The organism is Rhizobium sp. 862_C5_N1_2 (assembly GCF_051811205.1).
Taxonomy (GTDB): Bacteria; Pseudomonadota; Alphaproteobacteria; order Rhizobiales; family Rhizobiaceae; genus Rhizobium; species Rhizobium leguminosarum.
Map to the genome: position 1 here is coordinate 610141 of NZ_JBPWPT010000002.1, position 26132 is coordinate 636272.

Consider the following 26132-nt stretch of genomic DNA (forward strand, 5'->3'; position numbering starts at 1 on the left):
ATGGTGAATGGTGACGATGACGCTCAGGCGGTCGCGGATTTCTTGCCGGCCAGAAGCTGGGTTCCGATTTCCGAGAGCAGGCCGAAGACGCCGCCGAGCAGCATCGCGGCCATGGCGACGAGGGTCGGATGATTGAGACCTGAGGTGACGATCGTCGTGTCCGTCGCCGCGCTGGTGCCGACGAGAGAGGCGAAGCCGAAGACGATCGCCGGCGGAAAGTTCAAGATCGGGATGGCCGAGGCCAGGATCATTGCTGAGGTGCCGGCGCCGACCAGGATCGCCGCAAAGATCGGGTGGGCCGGGCCATACTGGATGATCAGCAGCGTGATCGAGGCGATGCCGATGCCGGTCCAGTTGGAAACGATCGATTTGACCAGCCCCTGGTTTCCGCCGCCGCAGGCGAAGAACGACGCCCAGGCGATGAAGGTGACCCACACGGGAACGGGAAATATCGTCGCGGTGATATAGGTGTCGATGGCGCCGAGCACACCGAGGCTGATCATTGCGGCAACGAGCGGGGGCATGGGTCTGTCTCCTTGTTGAGGGGTTGGGCGGATGCGCATCAGGATGCCAGCGCGCGCTGCTGGCTGAGGCAGCTCATGAAGCCGTCTCGAAGCATCGCGTCGTCGAGGTTCCTGCCGATGAAGACGATTTCGTTGAGCCGCTTTTCCGAAGGCCCCCAGGCCTTTCCGGGGCGTCCTTCAAGCGTCATGTGCACGCCGTGAAAGACATAGCGGCGCTGCTCGCCGTGGAGATTCAGCACGCCCTTCATGCGGAAGAGGTCCGTGCCGATCTCCTGAGCCAGGCGATTGAGCCAGACGTTCAGCGCCGCCGGATCGAGCGGGCCGAAGTCCTGGATCGCCACGCAACCGATGCTCTGGTCGTGCTCGTGTTCATGGTCCTTGAGAATATCGGGGTCGATAGACAGGATGTTCTTGAGGTCGAAGGCGCCGACGTCGAGCACCGCGGAGAGCTCGACCTTGCAATCCCTCGTCCGGATGATCCGGGCAAGCGGATTGATCCCGCGCAATTGCTGCTCGGTGGCGGCAAGGTTCTCGGCGCTCTCCAGGTCGATCTTGTTGAGCAGCAGCACGTCGGCAAAGCTGATCTGCTCCCTCGCCTCGTCCTGAGAGAGCTGTTGCTTCATATGGCGGGCATCGACGACGGTCACGATCGCATCAAGCTGCAGCCGCCTGGCGAGCGTTTCGTCGAGTAGGAAGGACTGGATGACCGGCGCCGGATCGGCAAGACCCGAAGTCTCGATGATGATGCGGTCGATTGGCCGTCCGGAGCGCAGCAGTTCGCCGATCGCGGCGATGAGATCGCCCCTGACAGTGCAGCAGATGCAGCCATTGTTCAGCTCGATGACCTCGTCCGCCGTCGGCACCACGAGCTTTCCATCGATGCCGACCTCCCCATATTCGTTGACGATCACCGCTACGCTCTCGTTTTCGATTGAGGTGAGCAGGTGATTGAGAAGCGTGGTCTTGCCGGTCCCGAGAAACCCGGTCAGAATTGTCGTCGCAAGCTTTGCCATGCCTCATCCCCTTGCCGTCCGAGCACGCCTCCGCCGTCTCGGCCAAATGACCGGGCTGAAAAGGCGGCTCCGCTGCTGTTTGCTGGTCTGATTACGCCGGAGCGCCGATCAGACGAGGAGAATTACACTTGCAATACCGTCACGAGGCAAGAGACCTGATGTTTCATATTCGGCCAAATAAACCGCAAATTCTGCCAAAATGATGAGCTTTTTGATTTGTGATTAAAAACTGATCATACCGTCTAATTATTGATCTTATTGCCCTTTTCCCGATCATTGACAGGATGGGCAATGAAAAACAGTCTGGTTTGCGCAGCTTTGGCGAGGGACGCCATGCGCAAGTTGGCTTTTCGAGGGCATTCTATTGTCGCCGGCGAAAGTGGTGCCGCTAGGGGTGGTCGGGTGACAGCGGATGGGCACCGAGCCGTTGGCGATTGCTTTGCGTTCCTGGAGGTTCTGGCGGGGAATTGGGGCGGCGCTGAGCATGCCACATTCGCTAAACTCCATGAAGCCAGTCAGCCCAGCGGCGCGATGAATAGAACTCAAGCGGTCGGGATATGGGTTCTGAATGGTGCCCTAAGGGCTTGACGGAGCGGCATTTCTCACAATAGCTTAGCCCTATTCACCAGGGGGGTCCCGCCAAGGGGCTGAGATACTGCTGGTCGGATCGGCTTTGGCCGCCCGAGGCGCAGTGACCCGTTGAACCTGATCCAGTTCATACTGGCGTAGGGACGGTGCGGGCGCTGCGGCAGCGAGGGCGGGTATCCGTCCTTCGGAATCCACGGCGTTTTTTCATCATTCCAACACTGGAACTGGGTCTCCAAACGTCAAAACTTGGAGCCTCGAACCATGAATATTGCAGCCACCAAACTCACTCCGTTCGTCACCACAGGTCCGCTTCCCGCCTCCGCGAAAGTCCTGAAAGCAGGCACCATTCATCCGGATATCCGCGTACCGATGCGTCAGATCGCACTGCATCCGACCTCTGGCGAACCGCCAGTCACTGTCTACGATTCTTCGGGTCCTTACACCGCAGAAGGTGCCGAAATCCGCATTGATGCAGGCCTGCCACGCCTGCGCGAAAGCTGGGTTCTTGCTCGCGGTGATGTTGAATCCTACGGGGGCCGCATCGTCAGGCCGGAGGATAACGGCTTTGTTTCAGGCGACAGGCTGACGCCGGAATTCCCCGTTCGCAGCCAGCCTTTCAAGGCGAAGGCGGGGAGGGCCGTTACCCAGCTCGCTTATGCGCGGGCCGGCATCGTCACGCCGGAAATGGAATTCATCGCCATTCGCGAAAACCTCGGCCGACAGGCGGCCAAGGAAGCTCTCATCCGCGACGGCGAAAGTTTTGGGGCCCATATCCCGGATTTCGTGACACCGGATTTTGTCCGTCGGGAAGTCGCGGAAGGCCGAGCGATCATTCCCGCCAATATCAACCATCCAGAATCCGAACCGATGATCATCGGCCGGAACTTCCTGGTAAAGATCAATGCCAATATCGGCAATTCGGCTGTTACCTCGTCCATGGCGGAAGAAGTGGAGAAGATGGTCTGGGCGATCCGCTGGGGTGCCGACACCGTCATGGACCTGTCGACCGGCCGAAACATCCACAACATCCGCGAATGGATCATCCGCAATTCGCCGGTGCCGATCGGCACCGTACCGCTCTACCAGGCACTCGAAAAGGTAAACGGCATTGCCGAGGACCTCACCTGGGAGGTCTATCGCGATACGCTGATCGAACAGGCCGAGCAGGGCGTCGACTATTTCACCATCCATGCCGGCGTGCGGCTCGCCTATATCCCGCTGACCGTCAATCGCGTCACCGGCATCGTTTCCCGCGGCGGCTCGATCATGGCCAAGTGGTGTCTGCACCACCATAGGGAGAGCTTTCTTTACGAGCATTTCGCGGAAATCTGCGACATCTGCCGCGCTTACGACGTTTCCTTCTCGCTCGGGGATGGCCTGCGCCCGGGATCGATCGCTGACGCCAACGATGCGGCGCAGTTCGCGGAACTGGAAACGCTCGGCGAGTTAACGAAAATCGCCTGGGCGAAGGATTGCCAGGTGATGATCGAAGGTCCCGGCCATGTGCCGATGCACAAGATCAAGGAAAACATGGACAAGCAGCTCGCGGTTTGCGGCGAGGCGCCTTTTTATACGCTCGGACCGCTAACCACCGATATCGCGCCGGGCTATGACCACATCACGTCCGGCATCGGGGCTGCGATGATCGGCTGGTTCGGCACCGCCATGCTCTGCTACGTGACGCCCAAGGAACATCTCGGCCTGCCGGACCGCAACGACGTCAAGGTGGGCGTCATCACCTATAAGATCGCGGCACATGCCGCCGATCTCGCCAAGGGCCATCCGGCGGCGCGGGTGCGCGACGATGCGTTGTCGCGCGCCCGTTTCGAGTTCCGATGGGAGGACCAGTTCAACCTCTCGCTCGATCCGGAAACCGCGCGTTCCTTCCACGACGAAACGCTGCCGAAGGAGGCGCATAAGGTGGCGCATTTCTGCTCCATGTGCGGCTCGAAATTCTGCTCGATGCGGATTTCGCACGATATCCGCGCCGAAGCGCAGAGGGAGGGGTTGCAAGCCATGGCCGCCAAATACCGCGATGGCGGCGATCTTTACATGCCGGTCGCAGACCTTCCGGGTAACGCATAATGTCTACCTTTCTCGTCAAAGGGGCCGGCGTTGCCGGCCTCGCGATGGCCCATGAGCTCGTCATGCGGGGCTTTTCGGTCGAGGTGATCGAAAAAGCCGGCGCGGCGGGACTTGGCGCCTCGCACTTTGCTGGAGGAATGCTCGCGCCCTATTGCGAACGGGAGGCGGCCGAAGAGATTGTCCTGACATTGGGCCTGGGCGCGGCCGGATGGTGGGAGGAGGCCGTGCCCGGCGAGGTTCGTCGCCGCGGTACTCTGGTCTTGGCGCAGCCGCGTGACCTTCCGGATCTCGTCCGGTTTGCGGCGCGCACGACCGGTCATGTCTGGATCGATCGCAAGGGTGTGACCGACCTCGAACCTGCACTTGCCGGCCGCTTCGAAAAGGCTCTTTTCTTCCAGCAGGAAGCGCATCTCGATCCACGCCGCGCACTGGCCAGACTAGCCGGCAGGCTCCGCGAGCGTGGCGTCGTCTTCAATTTCGGCGGACACGAGCCGCAAGACCGGCGATTTGCCGGCGTGCTCGACTGCACCGGGCCAGCGGCGATACCGCGACTTTCCGGCATGCGCGGCGTGCGAGGCGAAATGCTCTATCTGGAAACTGCGGATGTGACGCTTTCCAGGCCGATCAGGATGCTGCATCCACGCCATCCGATCTATATCGTGCCCCGCGACGATCACCGTTTCATGGTCGGGGCGACGATGATCGAGGCCGAAGATGACGGACCGATTACCGCGCGTTCGCTCATGGAATTCCTGAACGCGGCCTATACGCTGCATCCGGCGTTTGGCGAGGCACGTGTTGTCGAGACCGGGACCGGCATACGTCCGGCGTTTGCCAACAACATTCCGCAAGTAATCGAAACAGAGGAGGGGCTCGCCATCGCCGGCATGCATCGGCATGGCTTCCTGTTGGCCCCCGCCATGGCTGTGCGGGCCGCCGATATTCTCCTCGCGCGACATTCACGTCTGAAAGGCTAACCCCATGAAACTGATCATCAATGGCGAAACCCAGGTCTGCGAGGCCGTAACCCTGGCCGAACTTCTTCATGTTCTGGAATACGGGGGCGACTGGTTGGCAACCGCCGTCAACGGAGATCTCGTGCATCGCGAGGACCGAGCCGATCACCGGCTGGACGATGGTGACCGTATCGAAATCCTGTCCCCGATGCAGGGAGGTTGATCCATGCTTTCTCTTTATGATGCTGCACTGTCTTCGCGGCTTCTGCTCGGTACCGCGCGTTATCCTTCGCCGGCCGTCCTAGCCGAGGCGGTGAGCCGGTCCGGCGCGGAGATTGTCACGGTCTCGCTTCGCCGCGAAACGGCCGGCGGAAAGACGGGGGGAGCCTTCTTCGAACTCATCCGCCAGCTCGCGGTGCACGTCCTGCCCAACACCGCGGGATGTCACAGTGCGTCGGAGGCGATCCTGACCGCCAAGATGGCGCGCGAAGTATTTGGTACCGACTGGATCAAGCTCGAGGTGATCGGCCATCACGACAGTCTCCAGCCGGATGTGTTCGAACTGGTCGAAGCCGCACGCATTCTTTGTTCGGAAGGGTTTTGCGTATTTCCCTATACGACGGACGATCTGGTGGTCGGTGAAAAACTGGTCTCCGTCGGATGTCGGGTCTTGATGCCCTGGTGCGCGCCGATCGGTTCTGCGGCCGGTCCGCGCAACCCTTCCGCGCTCAAGGCAATGCGGAGCGCCTTTCCGGACATCCCGCTGATCGTGGATGCGGGGATCGGGAGGCCGTCGCATGCGGCAGCGGTGATGGAATTCGGCTACGACGCGGTGTTGCTGAATACCGCGGTCGCCGTCGCAGGCGATCCGCCTGCCATGGCCGAGGCGTTTGGCAAGGCGATCGAGGCCGGAAGGCTCGCTTATCTTTCCGGCATGCTGGAGCCGCGCGACATGGCGGTACCGTCCACCCCGGTTGTCGGAAAGGGCGTTTTCGCATGAGGCTCGATCCCTTCTATCTCATCGTCGACAGTTCCGAATGGATCGAACGTCTCGTGCCGCTGGGCGTCAAACTGGTGCAACTGCGCGTGAAGGATCGCCCGGACGAGATCCTGCGCCAGGAAATCCGTCGTACCAAGGCCGTTTGCGCAGCGGCGAATTGCCAGCTGGTTGTCAACGACTACTGGAAACTGGCGATCGACGAGGGATGCGATTTCATCCATCTGGGCCAGGAGGATCTGGTGGAAGCCGACCTTGATGCTATTCGCAGAGCCGGCCTCAAACTCGGTCTTTCCACACATGACGAGACGGAGCTCGAAACGGCGTTGGCTGCGAAACCTGACTATGTGGCGCTCGGCCCGATCTATCCCACCGTTCTCAAGCAGATGAAATGGGCGCCGCAAGGTCTGGAACGGATCACGGATTGGAAGAAGCGTGTCGCACCCTTGCCGCTGGTGGCCATCGGAGGCTTGAATGTGGACAGGCTACAGGGCGTATTCGACGCGAGCGCTGACACCGTGGCGGTTGTCACCGACATCACCTTGAACGCCGATCCCGAAGCGCGGACGCGCGAATGGATCGATCGCACGGCACCGTGGCGTTATTGAGGGTACCACCACGCTTCCGTCGTGCGCTCTGTAGGAAGTCCACGTTGTTTTTGGCGCAGTATCCCGATATCGACGTGGAAATTAGCGTTGATGAGGGCCTGACCGGTATCGCAGCCGCGGCCGCAGGCGTAATCCGCCTTAGTAGCGTCTGTTGAGGTGGCTTTGTCCAATGCAAGCGGCGCAACCGACGCCGCTTCGCGAATCCGCTATTCATCCAATATGGCGGCTCAGGGCCGGTGCGCCGGCGCCAGTCTGGAGGTCTTTTCCGAATGGATTTCCGGCCACTTGCTATTCGGCGCCGGTGCAGTGCCAATCGCCGAAATGGACACCACGATCGCCGTTACCGCCGAGAAAAGCACGAGTGCATAGGTCATAGCTTTTGATCCTTTGAGGTTGGTTCCCAGCCATCCCGGCCGCAAACTGCTCTGGGAGGATGAATCAAAGGCTAATCAACATGGTTAAGCGCACGGATTTTTTCCCGCTTAGGGACAGAGCTCTGGATGAAACTTCCATCGCCACGGTCTTCGGGACCTTTGGCTTGCCGCGAGTTCCATTTTAAGCGCGATTGTCGGCCGCGGTTATTGGCGAAGTGATCGCAGCCGTTTGCGGATGATCAGAGAGTGGTTCGGAGGAAACATGGCCTGGAGAGACGTTCTGTTATCTTTTTAGGGCCAGTTCATAGCGCGATAACTTGGCCCATCAATCGCCAGCACCGCGATAACGGTGGCGAGAGAGATTTTTTAGGAGACGTACAGTGAAAGGCATCACATGACCCAGCATGACGATTACCGCATCGAGCCCCGCGTCCCGGGCATCGACGATTACCTGCGCCTGCGATACCTGTCGGGCCTCAGCCCCTTTTCGAAAGAGGCGGCCGAAAGGGGGCTGCCCAACTCGATCTTTGGTGTCTGCCTGATGAGCGGCGACGCGGTAATTGGCATGGGTCGCATCATCGGCGACGGAGGCTGCTTCTTTCAAGTCACCGACGTCGCGATCATGCCCGAACACCAGGGCAGGGGGCTTGGCAAGATGATCATGGCTGCGCTGACGAACCATATCGAGAACCAGTTGCCAAAGACGGCCTATGTCAGTCTGATCGCCGACGTCCCGGCGAACCGCCTGTACCGACAGTTCGGTTTCGCTGAAACCGCGCCGCGCTCGGTCGGGATGGCGAGGAAATTTGCCTGACGACAGGCCGTCCGGCGAGCCTTCCCGTCTTCTGCCGGCAGGCTTAGACGCGCAAATCCGCCGGGCGGCAATCATGGGATAAACCTCTCGATGTTCCACGACCATTCAAGACGGCCACGATGACCGACCGCGCAGCCGCGCTTTCTCGCATAGTTAAAAACAGAACAAGGATAGCTGCGACGATCTGGCGGCCAGATGCGGGGGGTGGCCATTCGAGGCAAATCGTCGGTGAGAGAGACGCATGAATCAAGTTTTATCGATGTGTTTCAACCCATTTTAAATTGATGAGCTCATAGCAGTTTCACTTCGTCACGGTGGTATTGATGCGTCGTATTGTCGAGAAGTCTATTTTAACTGGACTGCTTTCAGTGTTCGCCTCACTGGCACTTTCATTCATCATTGTTCCACTGTTGGGCGGACAAGTGGCAGGCGCTGGCCTATTCATGACGATTTTTTGCCCGCTGGCGATATCGATCCCGGCTTCGGCGCTGCATTTTACTCAGTCGGAAAAAGTCCGACGCGCTGAAGCTGCGACAAAAGAGGCTTTGAACAAGCTCGCGGACGCTTATGACGCCCTTCGCCTCCAATCTCGCACGGATGGCCTGACGGGCACCCTCACTCGCAGCGCCTTCCTTGAAGAGCTAGACGCGACCAGTCAACACGGTGTATCCGGCGCCTTGCTGTTTCTGGACCTCGACTATTTCAAGTCGATCAACGACCGATATGGTCATGCAACGGGCGATGAAGCACTCCGCTGCACCGGTCTTATCCTCGCCCGCTACCAAGGGCAGTCAGGGTTCGCAGGACGCCTCGGGGGCGAAGAGTTCGGTCTGTTTCAACGCAATTTGACGCCTGCCGAGATGCTTATACGTAGCGAGGAAATCCGGGAAGAGATCGCGCGTATTGATCTGCGATCTCCTTCGGGTTCGAAAGTGCTAATCTCGGCGAGTATCGGTGTGTTTCATTGCCGGCCGGGGTTTCATCCACACTCTTGTTTGAAAGCCGCGGACGAAAACCTTTATCAGGCTAAAGCCTCGGGTAGAAACATGGTGATCGGGTAGCTGTCGAGCATATGTCCGAGGACCTTTCCACACAGCTAGTGCTGAGAGTCCGAGAACCGGATATTCAAGAATCGCTTGGGACACTCGGCCCCCGGCGGGGCGCTCGGCGGCGCACATCGTGACGCGGACCGCGAACCAGCAGAAAGCTATTGATCCAGCGTTGATCCTGGATTGACATTGCGCTGCCATCCTTTGCCGCCCTGACGGACATCTCGTCATATTGACAAATGTGCTACTGAGTAGCAAATTAGGTTCAAAGGAGTTAAACCTATGAGTGTCAAATCGTCGATCTCGCTGACCGACCAGCAGGATGCGTTTGCCCGTTCGTTGGTGGAGAGCGGCCGGTATGCCAGCCTGAGTTCCGTTCTTCAGCAGGGCCTAGAACTGCTTCGCCAAAAGACGGAAACCGAGACCGTCGAAACGGCAGCGCTTCGCGAATTGGTTCAGCGGCGATTGAATGGACCTATGATTACTGCGACGGAAATGGAAAGCCGCGTCTCGGCAATGATTGAGCGGAAGCGACGGGTTGTTCGTGTGGACTCTTGAATATTCAGAGGATGCCGAACGCGATTTCGAGTTGATCTTCGATCATCTGTTCGGCGCCTATGTCGAACTCGGGGACTCGCCTGACGAGGCGGTGGAGCGCACCGCTGAACGGATCCACAAACTGCGTGTCGAAATCGATCGTCTCGTCGATACGCCTTATATCGGGACTCTGCGGCCCGATATTCATCCCGGGATCCGGTTTCTTCGGCGGGACAAGGCAGCTATTTGGTTTCTACCGGTAGAAGATAGCCGCAAAATCATTGTCGCGGCAATTTTCTACAGCGCGCAGGACCACATCAGAAATATGCTCGCACGTATGCTGGCGGGATAAGGTCCCTACAGCCCTGTAGCTTTTACTCCCCGATTTCAATTGAAGCGCGAACACCCAGCCGGCAATTTTGACCGCTTGGGGAGGGCCCTTAAAGCCGAGACGCTTGGTGAGGTTGCTGCGGAAGCGGCCGCGCCGCCGCTGACGTTTGCGCGTCAACTCAGCCGAAGTGTGCCCCTGCTGTTTTTCAACATAGCGCTCCTCGACATCGCCCGAGGAGGGCAAGGCCGGCGCGCAGCAAATGGCCGGTCAAGTTGCGTTCCTATTCATGGTCCGAGGGATGGAGCCCGAAGCGTCGAGTTTTCTGAGGATTTTCGCCGGTTGTGCAGACTGGGATAGTACACTTGTCACGCTGCTCATCGCGAGCGGCCAAACACTTGATAAGCCCCAGCACCTTTCGGAGCCTGCCTCTTTGCGGTCGGATGATATTGAATTTGGACTTCAGAGATTGTCGGATCTCGATGTGCTAACGCCGCGCCCTGCCGCCACTGGCCAATGCCGCAATCACCGCAAGCGGCGCCCAAAGCGGCCGTGAATGTCGACGATGTGTTCCAGTTCATTGCCCTCGACCCCTCAAGGCACGGATGCTGTGATGCCAAGCGGACTATACGCGTGCATCTAAAATTCTGAATTAATGATTTTTGGCTGCTACGTCGTGCAACCAAAGTTTGCCGCACGAGAGGAGAGGGCGCTCGAGGGCCTGAGGGGTAGGCCGCCACTTGGCGCGATCACGCATGAAGTCGTCATTGGCCTTTGGGCAGATCGCTCCACCTTATCCTCAGGAGAGGTTTGGTCGTTTTCGGAAGCTTCGAGCGGTCAACCATCCGCGACGACACTTCAAAGTCGCCGTTGATTTTCACGACGAGCAGCTTGCTGAAATTACTCGACACCTTGACGGAAACCTCGTCCTTGGACTTGAACGGCGTGATGGTTTTGATCTCCACGTGGTCGTTGCCCAGCCGCCCGTCGGCACCCTGCGCGTAGTTCTTATTCAGCTTTATTCCGTAGGTGATTGCTCCGAACAGTTCACCAATGACGCCGTACACATCAAGATGACGACCTGTCTCACAGTGGTAGCTTTCGGCCAGTGCCAAGAGGTCCTGAAAATATGGGATCAGATGTCTAATCGCATTGGGATACTTGGCACGCCACTCTTGATATTGGAGTTGTTCTTCCACGTCGGACCAGGAAACCCACTCGCCATCGTCATAGAAGGCTCCATTCCAGATATCAGCATCCATTTTGAACCTCTTGGAAGTCCGATTTTCGCGACGCTGCCCGTGCGATCTTATGATCTATCCATGCAGAAAGCTCGTTCCAGAGCGCTCGGTCACGGCCGACTTGGCAGGCGATCGCAACGATCTGCTGGTATGAGACAGGCGTTATCGCCCCTTGGCCGGCGAGACTAGGATCCACCAGGCCTCGTTTCACTTTTCGCGCTGTTGGAAAAATTGGATGATCGGCAAAGGCTGCTAGGGCAGCCGCTTGAAGATTGCGGTGTTTGCCTAGCGCAGCCGCCAACACGGCGTTGCGCATCCACTGATAGGCGTCTCCCTTAAAGGGGCAGGGCGTATGGTCCACACCTGGATCGAGCTCGAAGATCTTTGGGATGTATTCCCAGTACCGGATGCTCTTGCCTGTCAGAGCGCATCGCGATCGCACGCCATTGCCTGGGTTGATTTGGTCTTGGTAGTTTCCGTTGCATTGGCGTTCGCCCGAGCGAGAAACGGCCGTTTGGCTACATTGTCCTGCGGGCTCGGTGAACTTGCACTCGATGACAAGTGCGGCCGCAGAGCCGACGGCAAGTGCATCCACTTGCGTCGGCCTGGGTTCTCCCAGAAGCCGATCGGTATCAGTCCACTCGAGTATTACTGCCCATGGGCCACCCCGTGCCACCCCCACGCACTCAGCGATGGCGTCGAAAATGCGATCGCGGTCTCTGCTCATCTTCAGGGTGCCGAAGACATCGATTGCGATGGCTTGCGACGAATGCGCCTTATAAGCCTGAATTTGATTGGTTCGATCACGATGCCAGGGGAACTTGCTCCAGTCCTCGATCGCTCCGTGACTCGCCGGAAACAGATTTTCGCGAACTGCCTCGAAGTCGGAGATCATCTCGGGTGCGCCTCAATTCCATTAAGGCACGGCAATCTGCTTATCCACTCAGAGAGGCACGAGCGTGCAGTCATGCGTGTTGAGATCGCTTTAAGTGACACTCGGCTTGTCCACCAGCTTCTCGACCAATCGCCTGAGTTCCGACGGCGTCGTTTGACCAGCCACCACTTCATAATAGCCGATCCCGGCGCGTCGTAGCGCCTCCTTCTTTACCGCGTCACGCGCGGCCGTGGCTCCTTGATGGTGCGCTCCGCCCTGGTATTCGATGACGTGCCGCGGTTGGCAGTTACCGTCCACGAGGAGCAGGTCGACACGTTTGGAGTTGATGCAACTGTAGGCCTCCGGATCGGCACTTCGGAGGATCTCGCCCAATGAAACCTGCGCCATCACCTGCCAGGAGGAATTGCAGCCGATCACGACGCTGTCGAGCTCCCAAAACACCCGGGCTTCGCTTTTGTTCAGCAATGGTTGAATCGTGAAATTCGAGCGCATCACGATACGCAGTTGATCCGCAGCATCGACCGGTCGCAATCGCTCCGCAACTGGCGTCTGAAGCCAGGGCCTCGGTACGATGCGCTCGTTCCGGCGCCGGTTCTCCCAGCGTGATCTGCTTCTCTGCCGCCACGCCTGTTTGTTCATCGTGGCGAGGAACTGCTCAACGGCCATTCCGATGATAATGCCGACAAACAGTGCGGCGACTAACAGTTCCGGCTTTTCGAAGTCTGCAATCGTTATACCGCTCGAAGCGCCGGCTGCGGCAGCTCCGATGATCAGCCAAGGTGCTGCGAACAGCACCGACCTTTGGCGATATTGCATGCCCCTCTCCGGATTTCCCGCCAAGATAGTATTACGCTTTTACGATGCGCGAAAAGCTATCCAAAAGAATGAGGGGGCGCACGCATGAAGCTTCCCCCGAGGAACCGATATTGGCTCTAGCGGTCAGTTAACATCCGCCTCGGCGCAGGACGTTCCTACGTCCCTGGCACAAGCAGCGGCGCGGGCGGAGATTTTCATGCAACTGCGGAGGAACTGAACCTGACGCCCTCCGCCGTCGACGGCTTCCAGCCCTTGGCCGTAATCAGCACCCGAAGCCTAGGTCGAGAAAGGCGGAAGAAGCAATTTTCCTGCCAGCCCGTCGGGTTGGCTTCAAGATCAAACGAGACTTTCTCGGATTTAGTATCGAACCGTAAGCTCAATGGATCAGCCTCAAATGCAAGTCTAAGTCAAAGCGTCGTGAAACTGAACACCTCTGGCGCCTTGCAGCGGTTCAGGGCATCCTATGATGGCTGAAAATTGTGTTTATGGCAGTTGGAGGAAGACCGATGCGCTGCTTTACCGTGCTTGGACCCTCGCAGACCGGAAAATCGACAGTCGTGGAAAAGCTCGGCTCCTTGGAGGGGGCGCCGAAAAAATCCAGCTCCCCCTACGGATTGAACCTCACGGAATTCACCTTCGGAAACGAGGCGTGGTGTGCGCTGGATGCGCCAGGACCCAACGAAGCGTTGGCGCATGCGCAGCACGCGCTTCTTGCCAGCGACGCCTGCATCCTGTGCGTTTCATCGGCACCCGAGGAGGCTGTGCTCGCCGCGCCCTATCTGCGGATAGTCGAAGCCTCGGAGACGCCGTGCATCCTCTTCGTCAACCGGATGGACGAACCGAGAGGGCGGCTGAGGGACGTGATCGCCGCGCTTCAAGACTACGCCAACCACACGCTTTTGCTTCGCCAAATCCCGATCCGCGAGGGAGACAGGATCATAGGCAGTTGCGATCTGATTTCGGAACGGGCGTGGCGCTACCGGGAAGGCCAGACTTCGGCGCTGATCGCAATCCCCGAAAGCGCCGCCGAGCGCGAGCACGAAGCGCGCACCGAGCTCCTGGAACACCTGTCCGAATTTGATGACTGGCTTCTCGAGGAACTGATCGAGGATCGCGAGCCGCCCAGCGACGCGCTCTATGCCATTTCATCACGGGTTCTCAGGGAAAATAGAATTATCCCGGTCCTGATCGGTGCTGCAAGTCACGGCAACGGCATGACGAGGCTGATGAAGGCGCTGCGCCACGAGGCGCCGCCGTTAGGGGTTCTTCGGCAGCGTCTCGCTCATACGGGAACTGTCGATGAAGGCAAGCTGGTGGCCGTGAGCTTCCATGCCTATCATCGCCAGAATGTCGGCAAGACGGTGCTCGTGCGCGCACTTGGCGAGGGACTGCGGCAAGGCGCATCACTGGGCGGCTCCAACCTCGGCGCCATACAAAATCTCGCAAACGGGCGGTCCGATTCGGCGGTTCTGCCTGCGCCGGGGGATGTCTTCGCAACGGTCAAGTCCGACCACCTGCCCGTCCCTTCGCTATTGACCTCCGGCGCGGTGGTCGCCCCGCCCGAGTGGACGGATCCACCCACGCCGATGCTTGAAAGGATCCTAATTCCAGGCAGCGAGCGCGATGAAAACAAACTTTCAGAAACGCTGGCGAAACTTTCCCAGACGGATCGTGGTCTGAAAGTCTTGCAGGAGGAAGGCACGGGCGCTCAACTCGTCCGTGCCCAGGGGCCGGTGCATCTGCGTGATCTCTGCCGAACGCTGTCCGATGTCTTTCATATCTCCGTGACCGACCGAACGCCCAGCCCAGTCTACCGCGAGACGATCACGAAACCGTCGGAGGTTCATTACCGCCATCGCAAACAGACCGGCGGTGCCGGGCAATTCGCGGATGTGAAGTTGAGCATTCACCCCAACGAGCGCGGCCAGGGCTTCACCTTTGGCGAAACCATCAAGGGCGGCGCCGTTCCGCGCAATTACATCCCCGCCGTCGAAGCGGGCGCGCGCGAAGCGATGGAGAAAGGACCGCTAGGCTTCGAAGTCATCGATGTCGGCGTAACGCTGTTAGATGGTCAGCACCATACCGTCGACAGCTCGGAACACGCCTTCCGGACTGCGTCGAAAATGGGGGTGCGACAGGCGCTTTCCGAAGGATCGACCGTCTTGATGCAGCCGGTCTTCCGCAGCGAGTTCCACATCCCATCGGTCTATTCAGGCAGCCTTGTCCAGATCGTCGCCGCTCTCAACGGTCAGGTTCTCGGCTTCGACCGTGATGAAACCGCCAAGGGATGGGACATCTTCCGGGCGCTCGTTCCGGGCGGCGCGCTTAACGATCTGGCGCGGGCGCTGCGCTCGGCGACGCAGGGCATTGGTTATTTTTCCAAGACCTTCGATCACTTCGAGGAACTATACGGCAAGGAAGCGGACGCCATTGTGAGGGCAAACGAGAAACCAGGCACCGCACACTGAAACGTTCGCGCCACTTCATGCTCGTTCACAGAGCCGGGCTCACGTCCGCCCTTGGTCGCGATTGTTGATGTAAACTTGGGCCTGTCTTTCCGAGAGGGTAAGCCAATCCTCGTAAGCGGCAGGATCAGGCGCAAGGGCTTCGGTCGTCCGCGCCATGGCATTTTTCGCTTCGTGGAAATTGCTGTACCACCCGGCACCCACCGCTGCCGCAATGCCTGCACCAAGTGCCGATGCCTCATTGGAGAGGCTGCGATGGACAGGAAGCCCTGTAGCATCTGAAACCATTTTTCTCCACAGCACACTCGAAGCTCCGCCGCCGATCACGAAAATTCGCTCGGCTACGAGCCCCGTGGCCCTCATCTCCTGCAAGCTCCTTGCAAATTCGAGCGTGATCGCTTCAAGGGATGCGCGATAGAGATGACCCATTCCGTGATCCGGCCCGAAGCCAGTAAAACTCGCCCGCGCATTTTCATCCCAGTAGGGATCCATACAGCCCATCAGATATGGGCACACCGTCAGCCCGTCAGAGCCGACAGGCAGGCGCATGGCTTCCGCCTCTAGTCGTTGAAAAACCGCCACATCCGTGCGTCCGCCAGCGAAATTATCGAGCAGCCAGTTCACGAAAAAAGCACCGCCCCGCTGTACGCTTTCCAGAACATAGCCGTCGCCAGTGGGAGATACCAGCGTGCGCCAATGTCCGCTCAATTCCGGCGTGGCCGACCAGAGGCCACCCACGACCGCTGTTCCGAGATTAAGATAGACTGTCCCCGGTTCGATCGCGCCTACGCCAAGAGCGGCGCAATGACCATCTCCGCCGGCAGCAAAGATTGGCGTGCCTGGTTTCAGGCCCGTCTGCGCAGCGGCTTCCTGGGAGATGGAGCCGATTCTGGAGGCGGGCGGATTGAGCGACGGAAGCTTGGCCTCGTCGATCATGAGGTGGCCGAGGATCGTCTTCGACCAGGTTTTACTGACGATATCGAAAATTCCGAACGGATCGGCGCTTGTCCATGTCGCCTGCGGTGTGCCGCTCAGCTGCATCGTCAAGTAGTCATGCACGGACAGAATATAAGCCGCCTTATCGAGCAACTCCGGCTGATTGGCACGCATCCAGCGCAGGCGATAGACGCAAGGAATAACATCGACCGGCTTTCCGGATATGCCGTGCAGAACATCCGCGCCCAATTCGTCAGCAAGGAGCGCGGGCATGTCCCGCGCACGCCGGTCGAGCCAAACCGTGGCGGGCGCCAGCGGACGTCGCTGGTCGTCCAGCAATGCCATTGTCTCGCGCTGATTGGAAATCGCTATGCCATCGATGCGGTCGGGATCGGTAGCTCCGGCTACAGCTTTCAAGGCAGTGATCGCTGCGCTCCACCATTCGTCGGGATCCTGTTCTGCCCGGTGGGCGTCAGGCGTTATAAGCGTGTGCGGCGCACGCCCTTCGAAACAAGGCTGACCGTCTTTCGACCAGGCAATGGCCTTCACCGATTGCGTCGATGAATCGATCCCTATGACATAACGTTCCTCCGACTGCATTAAAGCGGCTCCTCTCCGCTGAGTGATCCGCGATACCTCGGTACGAACCGATGTGATGCGGGTGGGTCCATTGAATACCTCCACAGGCAGCGGCCCTTCGCCACTGCTTGTGATTGTCAAACCCCCAACAAGGCCTCTCCCGTGGCCATGTCTGTGACGAAATGCGTCGCGTAACCGCCTTCGAGTGTTGCGGTAATGGCCTCTATCTTGCCGGCCCCACCTGCCACGCAAATCCTATTGGGCGTCTGAATAAGCTCTTCGAGTGCGATTCCGACCATTCGTTCATCGTGCTCGCCGCCTACCGCGCGACCGTGCGCATCGATAAACCGACCGATGATAACCGCGACCGCACCATGTTCGACATATGTGTCGATTTCCCTTTGGCTTGCGATCCCGGACGCTCGCACGGTGCTTTTAGGGCCGACATCGCCGACACCAAACAAAATGCGGTTTGTCGAGTGTATGAGGTCGAACTGCTTTTTCAGGACTGGTTCGTCGAGCAGCATCGCCCTGAGTTCCTTGGTCGATAGAATGGCCGGTGCCAGAAGGTTGACGCAACGCGCGCCAATACGGCTCGACAGAAGCGAGGTGCACAATTCGGGCGAGAAATCCGGTTCGCCCGTAGAACTTCCCGAGACCTGGACCACGGTGAGATTGGAGACCGGTTCAGGAAGTGAAATCTGATCGGCGACCGAAAGCACGGTGCGCCCCCAAGCCACCCCAATTACATCTCCCGTCGTCACCTGGTCGGCCAGAACACGGGCTCCGGCGTCCCCCAACCGACGCACGAGGTCTCCATTTCCGGTCGAGGGGATGACCAGCGCGCCTTCAAGGCCAAATTTTTCCTTCAATGCACGGGCGATCTTTGTCCGTCCGCTCGCATAGGTGCTGATCCGGATGGAGACAATGCCACGGCTGCGCGCCTCTTGAAGGTAATTGACGACTGTCGCGCGGGAGACGTTGAGCGTTTTGGCGATTTCGCTCTGGGTCATCTCGTCGGCGTAATAGAGCCATGCGGCCCAATTGACGGCGTCGTCGAACTCCGTGGGCAGGGTGACGCCTGCGTCCAGCATGTGTTTCCTCGGTGTTTCCTTGTTTCCACCTTATCTGATGACACCGGATGGCAAATGTCAAGGCAGTTTGATTTATGTATTGACAAGTGTCAGTGGCTGGTGTCTTTTGTTTTCATCACAATAAGACTGGACATCAGGAATGGAAACGACAGGGAACCAGGGCGGCGCCGCAAGCGCTCCCCAGGGCGGCTGGACCGCGTTGATTGATGATATCGTCGCCGGGCGCTGGGTGGATCCGGAGACCCGCAAACCAGCAACTGTGCCTTACGAATCGATCGTCATCGCAGATACCCTTGAGGGACGGGAAGCCGAACTGGTTGCCGGACTAGGGCTAGGCAACACATTCACAGTCGTGGCCGATCACGCCACCTGGGATGCGATGGGTGAACGCATCGCCCATGCACTCCAATCGCTCGGCCCCGTCAAGACCGTTCTTCTCGACCATCCGCATGCCGATATGGCGAATGTGGCTGTGTTGACCGAAAAACTGAAAGGCGCCGAAGGTGTGGTCGCAGTGGGGTCGGGCACGATCAACGATCTGGTGAAATACGTGACCGGCCTCGATGGACGGCGGTATTGTGTATTCGGCACCGCCGCCTCGATGAACGGCTATACCTCGACCACCGCGTCTATAACCCTCGACAACGGTCTCAAAGTGTCTTTGCCATCGCATGCGCCGGCGGGTTTCTTTGTCGACCTTTCTGTCGCCGCTGCGGCGCCCACCTATCTATCGGCTGCCGGCTTCGCCGATTGCCTCGTTCGGTCTGTGGCGCAGGTGGACTGGTGGCTGTCGCATCGCCTCTTCGGGACGGCCTACGATAACGCGCCTTATATCATTCAGCAGGAGGACGAGGCGGAGCTAAACCGGCGCGCCGAGGGGATCAACCGCGGCGATGTCTCCGCAAACGGCTACCTCTACCGTGTTCTGACGATGTGCGGTCTCGGTGTCTCCTTTACCGGCATGTCGAACCATGGCTCCATGGGCGAACACCAGATCTCCCACTACATCGATTGCTTCGCGGGAGACCGCCATCCGGGGACGCTTCATGGCCAGCAGGTTGGCGTCGGCGTGCTGACCATGGGCCGCTTACAGCGGCACTACCTGGAAAACGCGTCACCGCCGAAAATGAAGGCAACCAGGATCGATCTTCAGGGAATGTCGCGTCGCATGGGCGCAGATATTGCCCAACAATGCTTCAATGAGATTCAGCCCAAGATCTTCGATGAAAAAGAAATCGGCGCGCTCAATGAAAAGATCGCCGAGATCTGGCCGGTACTGCGGGAGGAACTGAAAGCCTTCGTCATTCCGGTCGAAGAAATGACGCGGCTGCTCAAGGCAGCAGGTGGTCCCACGACGGCACAGGAACTCGGCGTGCCGGTCGACTTTTACCGTGAGGCAGTGGTTCACTGCCGCGAGATGCGCAACCGGTATTCGTTTCTCGATATCGCCGCCGACGAAGGCATTCTCGAAGACTTCTCGCGCGGGGAGGTGTGATCTCATGCGCGCGATCGTCGAAATGCCGTTGGAAGATGCAGGCAGGATCCATACGCTGTTTGCCGATATAGACGACACGCTGACCACGGACGGACGTCTGCCGGCCTGCGCCTATCAGGCGTTGGAGCGACTTCTGGACGCCGGCATTGCTGTAGCTCCCATCACCGGCCGACCCGCTGGCTGGTGCGATATGATTGCGCGGATGTGGCCCGTTTCAGGCGTTGTAGGTGAAAACGGCGCATTCTATTTTTCCTATGATCAACACAGCCGGCGCATGCGCCGTGTTTTCGCGATCAGTAGCGATCAGCGCGCCGATGATCGTAAACGGTTGGAAACAGTGCGCGCTCGCATCCTGGCCGAAGTGCCCGGTACCGCCATTTCGGCCGACCAGCTTTATCGCGAGGCCGACCTCGCCATCGACTTTTCTGAGGATGTGCCATCCTTGCCGGCCAGCGCAGTGGACCGCATCAAGCGGATCTTCGAGGAGGAGGGTGCGGTTGCAAAGGTTTCGTCCATCCATGTCAACGGCTGGTATGGTGCCTATGACAAGTTGACGATGACGCGCCGTTTCGCGGCCGACGTGCTCGGGCTCGATATCGACCGGGATAAGGACAAGGTCGTGTTCGTCGGCGATAGTCCGAACGATGCGCCGATGTTCCACTTCTTTCCCAACGCCTGCGGCGTTGCCAATGTCCTGCATTTTCAAGGCCGCATCGAGGCTGAACCGACTTATGTAACGGCCGCTGAAGGCGGACAAGGTTTCGTCGAGGTTGCAGACCGTCTTCTGGAAGCCCGCAAGGGGAGACCGACTGCATGACGATGGCGACGTACGACTTGGCGATCATCGGTGGCGGAATCAACGGCGCTGGTCTGGCGCGCGACGCGGCCGGTCGCGGGCTCCGCGTCTTTCTGTGCGAACAGTCGGATCTTGGCTCCGCCACGTCATCGGCGTCGACCAAGCTCATTCATGGTGGCCTTCGTTACCTCGAACACTATGAATTCGGGCTCGTGCGCCATGCGCTGCGCGAGCGGGAGGTTCTGTGGCACGTAGCGCCGCATATCATCTGGCCGCTCCGTTTCGTGCTGCCGCATCGCAAGGGGCTGCGGCCGGCGTGGCTGTTGCGGCTCGGATTGTTCATCTACGATCATCTCGGCGGTCGGAAAAAGCTTCCGGGAACACGGACACTCAAGCTTTCGCGTGATCCCGTCGGCGCACCCCTTCGCGACGTGTCCGCCATCGCGTTCGAATATTCCGATTGCTGGGTACAGGACAACCGCCTCGTCGTCCTCAATGCGCGCGACGCGGAAAAACGGGGCGCCGACATTCGCACGCGCACACGTTGCGTGCAGGCAAGCCGCGAGAACGGGCTGTGGCATGTGACCGTGGAGGATGCTGAAACCGGGCGATGCGAGACAATTTCTGCCCGGGCGCTTGTCAATGCCGCCGGTCCGTGGGTGGACCAGGTTCTGGCCATCGTTTTGAACCGGAAGACGCAAGCAAAAATCCGGCTCGTCAGGGGCTCTCACATTGTCGTACCGCGCCTGTACGCACATGATCGCTGCTACATTTTCCAGAATCCCGATGGACGTATCGTCTTCTCCATCCCGTACGAGGACGACTTCACACTGATCGGCACAACCGATGTCGATCATAAGGATCAACCCGAAAACGTCCGTATTTCGGATGACGAGATCGACTATCTGTGCCAGGCAGCCTCTTCCTATTTTAAGGCCGGGGTGACGCGAGAAGAGGTCGTCTGGACTTATTCCGGCGTTCGGCCACTTTACGACGACGGTGCTGCCAATGCGCAGGAAACCACGCGCGACTATGTGCTGGAAGTCGACGGCGCGGAAGACGAAGCACCGCTTCTGAGTATCTTCGGTGGAAAGATTACAACCTATCGCTGCCTTGCCGAGAATGCGATGCAGAAGTTGGCAACGCGGTTCCCAGAGTGGGGTGTAAGGGCGCACTGGACGGGCAAGCATGCCTTGCCCGGCGGCGACTTTCCCGCAGGTTCAGCAGAGTTCCTGGCTCAGGATCTTACGCGGGACTATGGATTTCTGGACATACGCGCGGCGCGGCGCCTTGTCAGGCACTATGGTTCCGAGGCGCGCGCCATTCTGGCCGGTTCCCGCACACGGGCTGACCTGGGCCGGTCCTTCGGCGCCGACCTGACGGAGGCGGAGGTCCGTTTCCTGATGACCCGCGAGTATGCGCGCACGGCCGAGGATGTGGTGTTTCGCCGGACAAAAGCCGGCATACGCATGGGCTTGAACGAGATTACCGAACTGGATGCCTGGATGGCAGAGCAACGCTCCGCGACAAGCATGCACAGTGAGAAGAAAGCAGCGGCACACTGACCGGCCGCAGCTTTGAAGACGCATGCCGGCTTGCGCCGGCGTAGAGAAACAGGATCGAGCAGAGCTGAACCGGCAGAGGAGTGCGGGTTTGGCAACGGTGACGCGCGCTCATGCCGGGCGCAATAGCCGCAGTCCGCTCGCTGGAGGGTACGGAATGTCCGTCGCACAGGTGAAACGCATTGCAATATCGGACTCGCCGATCCCGTGGCTCCTGCCACTGGTTTGCTTGCTCGTGGTATTCACAATCTATCCGCTGATCTACAACGTCTGGCTGAGCTTTCATGAATTCGTGCCGACAAAGCGCGCGTTGAAATTCGTCGGCATGGCGAATTGGGTTCAGCTCTGGAACGACACGCGTTTCTGGAGCGCGCTGGGCGTCACCTTCCTCTATTTCATTGTCGCGCTGGTGTTCGAAATCATCCTCGGCATGGCAATCGCGATGCTGTTGGATGCCGAACTGCCGGGCTTCAGCGTACTGCGAGCCACACTGTCGATGACATTGGTCATCCCCCCCGCCATCGCCGGTATGATGTTCCTGTTGATGGAGGATCCGCAATTCGGCGTGCTCCCCTATCTGCTCAGCACGATGGGTCTGCTCGACAAATCGACTCCAATCCTTGCCACGTCATCCCTTGCTTTGGCCGGCGTGCTTGTCGCTGAAATCTGGCAGTGGACGCCCTTCATGGTGCTGATCTTCATGGCCGGTCTCCGCTCGCTGCCGGCCGAGCCCTATGAAGCAGCGATGATCGATGGCGCCTCGTCCTTCCAGATGTTCCGCCGGCTGACGCTGCCGATGATGTCGAAGGTCATCGCGGTCGCCGTGCTCCTGCGCGGCATCGATCTCTTCCGGGTGTTCGACTATGTCTTCGTCATGACCTCGGGCGGCCCTGGAACGGCCACCTATACCGTCAGCCTTTACGCCTGGCAGCAGACCTTCTCGTTCCTGAAATGGGGGTATGGCGCAACGCTGAGCCTCGTCAGCCTGGCAATGGTGATGATCATGGCCAACGTCTTCATCAAAGTCTTCAAGGTGAGGTGGTAACATGCACCAGAGCGCTGGCACACGAACACTTCGCACGATCGCCGGCTGGCTCGTCGTGGGAGCCTTCTTCTTCCCGATCTACTTCTGGACGTCGGTTGCTTTCCGCAACGCCAAGGACATCTTCAACTGGCCGCCGAAATTTTTCGTCTTCGAACCGACGGTCAAGAATTTCGAGCAGGTATTCGGCATTTCGCTCGGCTTCGGTTTCGGGACGCAGGAAACGGTCAATCCCGGTGGCGGCAATTTCTACATGGCGCCCCGGCTTTGGGATTCGATCGTCGTCGCCTCGATGTCGACGGTGCTCGCCATCATCGTCGCGACGCTCGCCTCCTATTCGTTGTCACGGATGAATTTTCGGGGCCGGCACGAGTTCGTCAACTGGGTGTTGTCGACCCGCATGATGCCGCCGGTCGCCGTCGCCATCCCGATGTTCTTCATCTTCAAGCAGTTCAGCCTGCTCGACACCTATATCGGCGTCATCCTGATCCACGGCCTGATGAACCTGCCGCTGGCGGTGCTGCTCTTGAAGAGTTTCTTCGACGATATCCCGGCCGAGATCGACGAAAGCGCGCTGCTTGACGGCGCGTCGCGCTGGACGATCTTCCGGCGCATCGTCCTGCCGATGGCCAAGGGCGGCATCGCCGCGACCGCGGTTCTCTGCTTCATCTTCAGCTGGACGGAATTCCTGTTCGTACTGACGCTGACGCAGACCGGCCTAAAGACCGTACCGGTGGTGTCGTCGACCTTCGTGACATCGATTGGAACGGCCTGGGGCAACATGGCGGCGCTGGGTGCAGCGGCCATCGTACCGGCCTTTATCGTGATCCTGCTGGTCCAGCGCCATCTGGTGCGTGGCCTGACGATGGGGTCGCTGAAACAGTAATTCGGCGCGGAGGCGCTTGAATATCCGGCCGGCAATTCTGTCGTCCGTTTAAAAGTGGAGGAGAAGAGGATGAAGGACAGTATTAGAAAGATGCATCTCGCATCGATCACCGATAGGTTCGTCAAGGGCCAGATGGCCCGCCGCGACTTCCTGATGGCCGCCGGCAAGCTGGGCCTGGGTGCAGGCGCACTCGGCATGGGTTTGGGTCGCCGGCCGTTTGGCGGGTTCTCGCAGGCCAATGCACAGGAAGCACTGCAGCCGTCGCCGGAAGTGATCAAGTGGCTGCAGGACGTCGGCAAGCCGTTTGCCGGCACCACGCTCAAACTCGCCACGGAATCGACACCCCCGTCAAACGCCATCAACTCGCAGCTGAAGAAATATTTCGAGGAAGCCACCGGCATCAAGGTCGAGATCGAGGTTCTGCCGCTGGAGCAAGTTCTGCAGAAGCTGACACTCGACGTGGCCTCATCGCTCGGCACCTATGACCTCTATTATATTGACCAGAGCTGGGCGGCATCCTTCAGCAAGGACGTCTTCGATCCACGCGAGCAGATCGAGGCCAAAGCCGACCTGGCGATGCCGAACTACAATATCGATGACTTCCTGCCGGCACTGGTTGACGGTATCGCCAAGTATGAGGACCGCTGGGTCGGCGTTCCCTACGACATCCCGATCTTCATCATGATCTATCGCAAGGATATCTACGAGAAGCTCGGCCTCAAGGCACCGGCGACACTCGAGGAACTGTACACCAATTCCAAGACCATCACCGACGAGATGGGCCCGAACGTCTACGGCACCAGCGGCCAGATGAAATCCGGTCATTACAGCCTGGAATGCGACTGGACCGCATGGCTCTGGGGTCACGGTGGCTCGATCTTCGGACCGGACGGCAAGTTCACCGGTAACGACGAAAAGGGCGTTGCGGCGCTGGAATACTGGACGAAGCTCAAGGCAACCATGCCTCCAGGCGTCGATGGCTGGACCTGGGATGGTCAGGGCCAGTCGGTGGCACAGGGTGTTGCCGCGTCGATGCTGTCTTGGGGCGAATTCTTTCCCTATTTCGACGATCCGACCCAGACCAAGGTTTCGGGCCTTTGCGAAGTTGCAGTGCCGCCGCAGCCGATTGCCCTTCGCACCGTCAAGGAAACCGGTTACGGCGAAATCCCCGGCGTCGGTCACCAGGGCGGGTCGTCTCTTGCCGTGTCGAAATACTCAAAGAGCCCGGATGGAGCCTGGCTGTTCATGCAGTGGGCGACTTGCGCCGATACACAGGCCCTCATCACCACGCTTGGTGGCGGTACGGGTCCGACCCGCACCAGCGTCTATGACGATCCGCGCGTTCTCGCCAATGCTCGCGTCGGTGCCGGCACCACCCGTCACTTGCCGATCGTGCGCGAGACGATTGCGAAATACATGGGCTCCGAACCGGACCTGCCAGAATGGGCACAGCTGTCGAGCGACACGATCCCCGTTGGGCTGGGCAAGTATTTCGCCGGCAGCTACGGCTCGCCAAAGGAAGCCCTCGACGACATCGCTGCCCAGGTTGGCACCGTGATGAAGGGTTGATTGGACGGGCGGCGGTTTTCCGCCGTCTGCCAAACAAACGGTTCCTGGGGTTGCGATGCCATCTTGCCCTCTTCCAGTGGCATTCGCATCCCGGGGATCGACAAAAACAAAACCGGGAGGCTGAAACATGGCGGACAAGCCGCTGATTGCAATTACAGGTGCGAGCTCCGGCATCGGCGAGGCGACGGCGCGGGCCTTTTCGGCCGCCGGCCACCCGGTGCTGCTGATGGCACGCCGTCTCGATCGCCTGGAGGCACTGAGGCTGCCGAACGCCGTGCTGAAACAAGTCGATGTCCGTGACCGCGCCGCACTGACCGCAGCCGTCGTCGACGCCGAAAGTCAATTTGGCCCGGTGGACATGATGTTCGCCAATGCCGGCATCGCCCGTCTCGGCGACATCGCCAAGCAGCCGCCGGAAGAATGGGACGAGATGATCGACATCAATACCAAGGGCGTAATGAATTCCGTCCATGCGGTGATGAACGGCATGATCGCTCGCCGCCACGGCACGCTGATGATGATGAGTTCGATCGCCGGCCGCAAGGTCTATCCGGATCACACCGTCTACTGCGGCACCAAATATTTCGTCCATGCGGTCTCGGAAAGCTTCCGCGAGTATCTGGCACCGCACGATGTGCGCGTCATCGTTCTGTCGCCTGGCATCATCGACACCGAGGTGCTCGACCATGTGAAGGACGAGACTACGCTCGCCAATTACAAGGCCAACAAGGAGGCGATCGGCGGCGGCATTTCCGCCGATATCGTCGCCGAGTTGATCCTCAATGCCTACAATCTGCCTCAAAAGGCGATCGTGCAGGAAATCGTCATCACCCCGACCCGGCAGAAATACTGACCGGCACGCGACCGTCAGCAATACTAGAAG

25 protein-coding genes, 1 pseudogene and 1 riboswitch are annotated in these 26132 nt (G+C 59.2%); of the genes and pseudogenes, 17 read left to right on the forward strand and 9 right to left on the reverse strand.

Features of this window, described 5'->3' with window-relative positions:
- Positions 1–23: 23 nt before the first annotated feature.
- Both ACD590_RS27135 and ACD590_RS27140 read right to left on the reverse strand, forming a co-directional pair.
- Entirely contained in the window at positions 24–524 is a 501-nt protein-coding gene (locus ACD590_RS27135; RefSeq protein ID WP_018245354.1) for a DUF1097 domain-containing protein, read from the reverse strand.
- Positions 525–562: 38 nt separating this feature from the next.
- Positions 563–1537, reverse strand: coding sequence for a CobW family GTP-binding protein (locus ACD590_RS27140; protein ID WP_439003826.1), 975 nt, complete (start codon positions 1535–1537; stop codon positions 563–565).
- A gap of 617 nt (positions 1538–2154) precedes the next feature.
- Positions 2155–2287, forward strand: a riboswitch (TPP riboswitch).
- A 99-nt stretch (positions 2288–2386) separates the two neighbouring features.
- Here ACD590_RS27140 and thiC point away from each other — a divergent pair.
- The 5 genes from thiC to ACD590_RS27165 are packed head-to-tail and all read left to right on the forward strand — an operon-like array spanning position 2387 to position 6771.
- Positions 2387–4210: a phosphomethylpyrimidine synthase ThiC gene (gene thiC / locus ACD590_RS27145; RefSeq protein ID WP_439021003.1), complete on the forward strand. Its 1824-nt coding sequence runs from the start codon at positions 2387–2389 to the stop codon at positions 4208–4210.
- The gene (locus ACD590_RS27150; RefSeq protein ID WP_439003828.1) at positions 4210–5187 is read left to right on the forward strand and encodes an FAD-dependent oxidoreductase; all 978 of its coding nucleotides are present in this window, start codon (positions 4210–4212) and stop codon (positions 5185–5187) included. Before thiC ends, ACD590_RS27150 begins: the two co-directional genes overlap by 1 nt.
- A 4-nt stretch (positions 5188–5191) precedes the next feature.
- A complete protein-coding gene (gene thiS / locus ACD590_RS27155; protein ID WP_439003829.1) occupies positions 5192–5389 on the forward strand; it encodes a sulfur carrier protein ThiS in 198 nt (65 codons plus the stop codon).
- Between the two features lie 3 nt (positions 5390–5392).
- The gene (locus ACD590_RS27160) at positions 5393–6166 is read left to right on the forward strand and encodes a thiazole synthase (RefSeq protein ID WP_018517438.1); all 774 of its coding nucleotides are present in this window, start codon (positions 5393–5395) and stop codon (positions 6164–6166) included.
- Positions 6163–6771, forward strand: coding sequence for a thiamine phosphate synthase (locus tag ACD590_RS27165; RefSeq protein ID WP_018245347.1), 609 nt, complete (start codon positions 6163–6165; stop codon positions 6769–6771). The genes ACD590_RS27160 and ACD590_RS27165 overlap by 4 nt, the downstream gene beginning before the upstream one ends.
- Positions 6772–6998: 227 nt before the next feature.
- Here the strand turns inward: ACD590_RS27165 and ACD590_RS27170 are convergent, their stop codons facing one another.
- Positions 6999–7145, reverse strand: coding sequence for a hypothetical protein (locus ACD590_RS27170; protein ID WP_155256962.1), 147 nt, complete (start codon positions 7143–7145; stop codon positions 6999–7001).
- 394 nt (positions 7146–7539) lie between these two features.
- Between ACD590_RS27170 and ACD590_RS27175 the strand changes: the two genes are divergently transcribed.
- From ACD590_RS27175 to ACD590_RS27190, 4 genes are all read left to right on the forward strand, one after another.
- Positions 7540–7959, forward strand: a complete 420-nt coding sequence (locus ACD590_RS27175; protein ID WP_439003830.1) for a GNAT family N-acetyltransferase — start codon at positions 7540–7542, stop codon at positions 7957–7959.
- Between the two features lie 323 nt (positions 7960–8282).
- A complete protein-coding gene (locus ACD590_RS27180) occupies positions 8283–9020 on the forward strand; it encodes a GGDEF domain-containing protein (RefSeq protein WP_131591534.1) in 738 nt (245 codons plus the stop codon).
- Positions 9021–9290: 270 nt separating this feature from the next.
- A complete protein-coding gene (locus tag ACD590_RS27185; RefSeq protein ID WP_018517443.1) occupies positions 9291–9566 on the forward strand; it encodes a type II toxin-antitoxin system ParD family antitoxin in 276 nt (91 codons plus the stop codon).
- On the forward strand, positions 9547–9897 hold the full coding sequence (locus ACD590_RS27190; protein WP_020572920.1) for a type II toxin-antitoxin system RelE/ParE family toxin: 351 nt from the start codon (positions 9547–9549) through the stop codon (positions 9895–9897). The genes ACD590_RS27185 and ACD590_RS27190 overlap by 20 nt, the downstream gene beginning before the upstream one ends.
- A 93-nt stretch (positions 9898–9990) precedes the next feature.
- On the opposite strand, the pseudogene ACD590_RS27195 reads toward ACD590_RS27190, so the two are convergent.
- From ACD590_RS27195 to ACD590_RS27210, 4 genes and pseudogenes are all read right to left on the reverse strand, one after another.
- A pseudogene (locus tag ACD590_RS27195) lies at positions 9991–10144 on the reverse strand (integrase); the annotation flags it as partial.
- Between the two features lie 493 nt (positions 10145–10637).
- Entirely contained in the window at positions 10638–11135 is a 498-nt protein-coding gene (locus ACD590_RS27200) for a hypothetical protein (RefSeq protein WP_439003831.1), read from the reverse strand.
- On the reverse strand, positions 11125–12009 hold the full coding sequence (locus tag ACD590_RS27205; RefSeq protein WP_439003832.1) for a PGN_0703 family putative restriction endonuclease: 885 nt from the start codon (positions 12007–12009) through the stop codon (positions 11125–11127). The genes ACD590_RS27200 and ACD590_RS27205 overlap by 11 nt, the downstream gene beginning before the upstream one ends.
- A 90-nt stretch (positions 12010–12099) precedes the next feature.
- Positions 12100–12825 carry a DUF2726 domain-containing protein gene (locus tag ACD590_RS27210; protein WP_439003833.1) on the reverse strand — a complete coding sequence of 242 codons (726 nt, stop codon included), beginning with the start codon at positions 12823–12825 and terminating at the stop codon, positions 12100–12102.
- A 506-nt stretch (positions 12826–13331) separates the two neighbouring features.
- On the opposite strand from ACD590_RS27210, the gene ACD590_RS27215 reads away from it, so the two are divergent.
- Entirely contained in the window at positions 13332–15293 is a 1962-nt protein-coding gene (locus ACD590_RS27215; RefSeq protein ID WP_439003834.1) for an elongation factor G, read from the forward strand.
- A 39-nt stretch (positions 15294–15332) separates the two neighbouring features.
- Here the strand turns inward: ACD590_RS27215 and ACD590_RS27220 are convergent, their stop codons facing one another.
- Both ACD590_RS27220 and ACD590_RS27225 read right to left on the reverse strand, forming a co-directional pair.
- Positions 15333–16826 carry a xylulokinase gene (locus ACD590_RS27220; protein WP_439003835.1) on the reverse strand — a complete coding sequence of 498 codons (1494 nt, stop codon included), beginning with the start codon at positions 16824–16826 and terminating at the stop codon, positions 15333–15335.
- Between the two features lie 116 nt (positions 16827–16942).
- Positions 16943–17899 carry a sugar-binding transcriptional regulator gene (locus ACD590_RS27225; RefSeq protein ID WP_018444532.1) on the reverse strand — a complete coding sequence of 319 codons (957 nt, stop codon included), beginning with the start codon at positions 17897–17899 and terminating at the stop codon, positions 16943–16945.
- A 139-nt stretch (positions 17900–18038) separates the two neighbouring features.
- Between ACD590_RS27225 and ACD590_RS27230 the strand changes: the two genes are divergently transcribed.
- From ACD590_RS27230 to ACD590_RS27260, 7 genes are all read left to right on the forward strand, one after another.
- Positions 18039–19394 carry a sn-glycerol-1-phosphate dehydrogenase gene (locus tag ACD590_RS27230; protein ID WP_018517450.1) on the forward strand — a complete coding sequence of 452 codons (1356 nt, stop codon included), beginning with the start codon at positions 18039–18041 and terminating at the stop codon, positions 19392–19394.
- 4 nt (positions 19395–19398) lie between these two features.
- Positions 19399–20211: an HAD-IIB family hydrolase gene (locus ACD590_RS27235; protein ID WP_018245336.1), complete on the forward strand. Its 813-nt coding sequence runs from the start codon at positions 19399–19401 to the stop codon at positions 20209–20211.
- On the forward strand, positions 20208–21755 hold the full coding sequence (gene glpD, locus ACD590_RS27240) for a glycerol-3-phosphate dehydrogenase (RefSeq protein ID WP_439003836.1): 1548 nt from the start codon (positions 20208–20210) through the stop codon (positions 21753–21755). The genes ACD590_RS27235 and glpD overlap by 4 nt, the downstream gene beginning before the upstream one ends.
- Positions 21756–21909: 154 nt before the next feature.
- Positions 21910–22797 (forward strand): carbohydrate ABC transporter permease, encoded by an 888-nt coding sequence (locus ACD590_RS27245; protein WP_027686776.1) that lies wholly within the window; start codon positions 21910–21912, stop codon positions 22795–22797.
- Position 22798: 1 nt separating this feature from the next.
- Positions 22799–23680, forward strand: coding sequence for a carbohydrate ABC transporter permease (locus ACD590_RS27250; RefSeq protein ID WP_027686775.1), 882 nt, complete (start codon positions 22799–22801; stop codon positions 23678–23680).
- Between the two features lie 69 nt (positions 23681–23749).
- Positions 23750–25249: an ABC transporter substrate-binding protein gene (locus ACD590_RS27255; protein ID WP_439003837.1), complete on the forward strand. Its 1500-nt coding sequence runs from the start codon at positions 23750–23752 to the stop codon at positions 25247–25249.
- Positions 25250–25376: 127 nt separating this feature from the next.
- Positions 25377–26102 (forward strand): SDR family oxidoreductase, encoded by a 726-nt coding sequence (locus ACD590_RS27260; protein ID WP_065275910.1) that lies wholly within the window; start codon positions 25377–25379, stop codon positions 26100–26102.
- Positions 26103–26132 lie beyond the last annotated feature (30 nt).

What these genes read in the sequence shown, in the direction of transcription:
- ACD590_RS27135 (WP_018245354.1), bottom strand. Translation starts at nt 524, where the DNA reads ATGCCCCCGCTCGTTGCCGCAATGATCAGCCTCGGTGTGCTCGGCGCC.
- ACD590_RS27140 (WP_439003826.1), bottom strand. Translation starts at nt 1,537, where the DNA reads ATGGCAAAGCTTGCGACGACAATTCTGACCGGGTTTCTCGGGACCGGC.
- thiC (WP_439021003.1), top strand. Translation starts at nt 2,387, where the DNA reads ATGAATATTGCAGCCACCAAACTCACTCCGTTCGTCACCACAGGTCCG.
- ACD590_RS27150 (WP_439003828.1), top strand. Translation starts at nt 4,210, where the DNA reads ATGTCTACCTTTCTCGTCAAAGGGGCCGGCGTTGCCGGCCTCGCGATG.
- thiS (WP_439003829.1), top strand. Translation starts at nt 5,192, where the DNA reads ATGAAACTGATCATCAATGGCGAAACCCAGGTCTGCGAGGCCGTAACC.
- ACD590_RS27160 (WP_018517438.1), top strand. Translation starts at nt 5,393, where the DNA reads ATGCTTTCTCTTTATGATGCTGCACTGTCTTCGCGGCTTCTGCTCGGT.
- ACD590_RS27165 (WP_018245347.1), top strand. Translation starts at nt 6,163, where the DNA reads ATGAGGCTCGATCCCTTCTATCTCATCGTCGACAGTTCCGAATGGATC.
- ACD590_RS27170 (WP_155256962.1), bottom strand. Translation starts at nt 7,145, where the DNA reads ATGACCTATGCACTCGTGCTTTTCTCGGCGGTAACGGCGATCGTGGTG.
- ACD590_RS27175 (WP_439003830.1), top strand. Translation starts at nt 7,540, where the DNA reads ATGACCCAGCATGACGATTACCGCATCGAGCCCCGCGTCCCGGGCATC.
- ACD590_RS27180 (WP_131591534.1), top strand. Translation starts at nt 8,283, where the DNA reads ATGCGTCGTATTGTCGAGAAGTCTATTTTAACTGGACTGCTTTCAGTG.
- ACD590_RS27185 (WP_018517443.1), top strand. Translation starts at nt 9,291, where the DNA reads ATGAGTGTCAAATCGTCGATCTCGCTGACCGACCAGCAGGATGCGTTT.
- ACD590_RS27200 (WP_439003831.1), bottom strand. Translation starts at nt 11,135, where the DNA reads ATGGATGCTGATATCTGGAATGGAGCCTTCTATGACGATGGCGAGTGG.
- ACD590_RS27205 (WP_439003832.1), bottom strand. Translation starts at nt 12,009, where the DNA reads ATGATCTCCGACTTCGAGGCAGTTCGCGAAAATCTGTTTCCGGCGAGT.
- ACD590_RS27210 (WP_439003833.1), bottom strand. Translation starts at nt 12,825, where the DNA reads ATGCAATATCGCCAAAGGTCGGTGCTGTTCGCAGCACCTTGGCTGATC.
- ACD590_RS27215 (WP_439003834.1), top strand. Translation starts at nt 13,332, where the DNA reads ATGCGCTGCTTTACCGTGCTTGGACCCTCGCAGACCGGAAAATCGACA.
- ACD590_RS27220 (WP_439003835.1), bottom strand. Translation starts at nt 16,826, where the DNA reads ATGCAGTCGGAGGAACGTTATGTCATAGGGATCGATTCATCGACGCAA.
- ACD590_RS27225 (WP_018444532.1), bottom strand. Translation starts at nt 17,899, where the DNA reads ATGCTGGACGCAGGCGTCACCCTGCCCACGGAGTTCGACGACGCCGTC.
- ACD590_RS27230 (WP_018517450.1), top strand. Translation starts at nt 18,039, where the DNA reads ATGGAAACGACAGGGAACCAGGGCGGCGCCGCAAGCGCTCCCCAGGGC.
- ACD590_RS27235 (WP_018245336.1), top strand. Translation starts at nt 19,399, where the DNA reads ATGCGCGCGATCGTCGAAATGCCGTTGGAAGATGCAGGCAGGATCCAT.
- glpD (WP_439003836.1), top strand. Translation starts at nt 20,208, where the DNA reads ATGACGATGGCGACGTACGACTTGGCGATCATCGGTGGCGGAATCAAC.
- ACD590_RS27245 (WP_027686776.1), top strand. Translation starts at nt 21,910, where the DNA reads ATGTCCGTCGCACAGGTGAAACGCATTGCAATATCGGACTCGCCGATC.
- ACD590_RS27250 (WP_027686775.1), top strand. Translation starts at nt 22,799, where the DNA reads ATGCACCAGAGCGCTGGCACACGAACACTTCGCACGATCGCCGGCTGG.
- ACD590_RS27255 (WP_439003837.1), top strand. Translation starts at nt 23,750, where the DNA reads ATGAAGGACAGTATTAGAAAGATGCATCTCGCATCGATCACCGATAGG.
- ACD590_RS27260 (WP_065275910.1), top strand. Translation starts at nt 25,377, where the DNA reads ATGGCGGACAAGCCGCTGATTGCAATTACAGGTGCGAGCTCCGGCATC.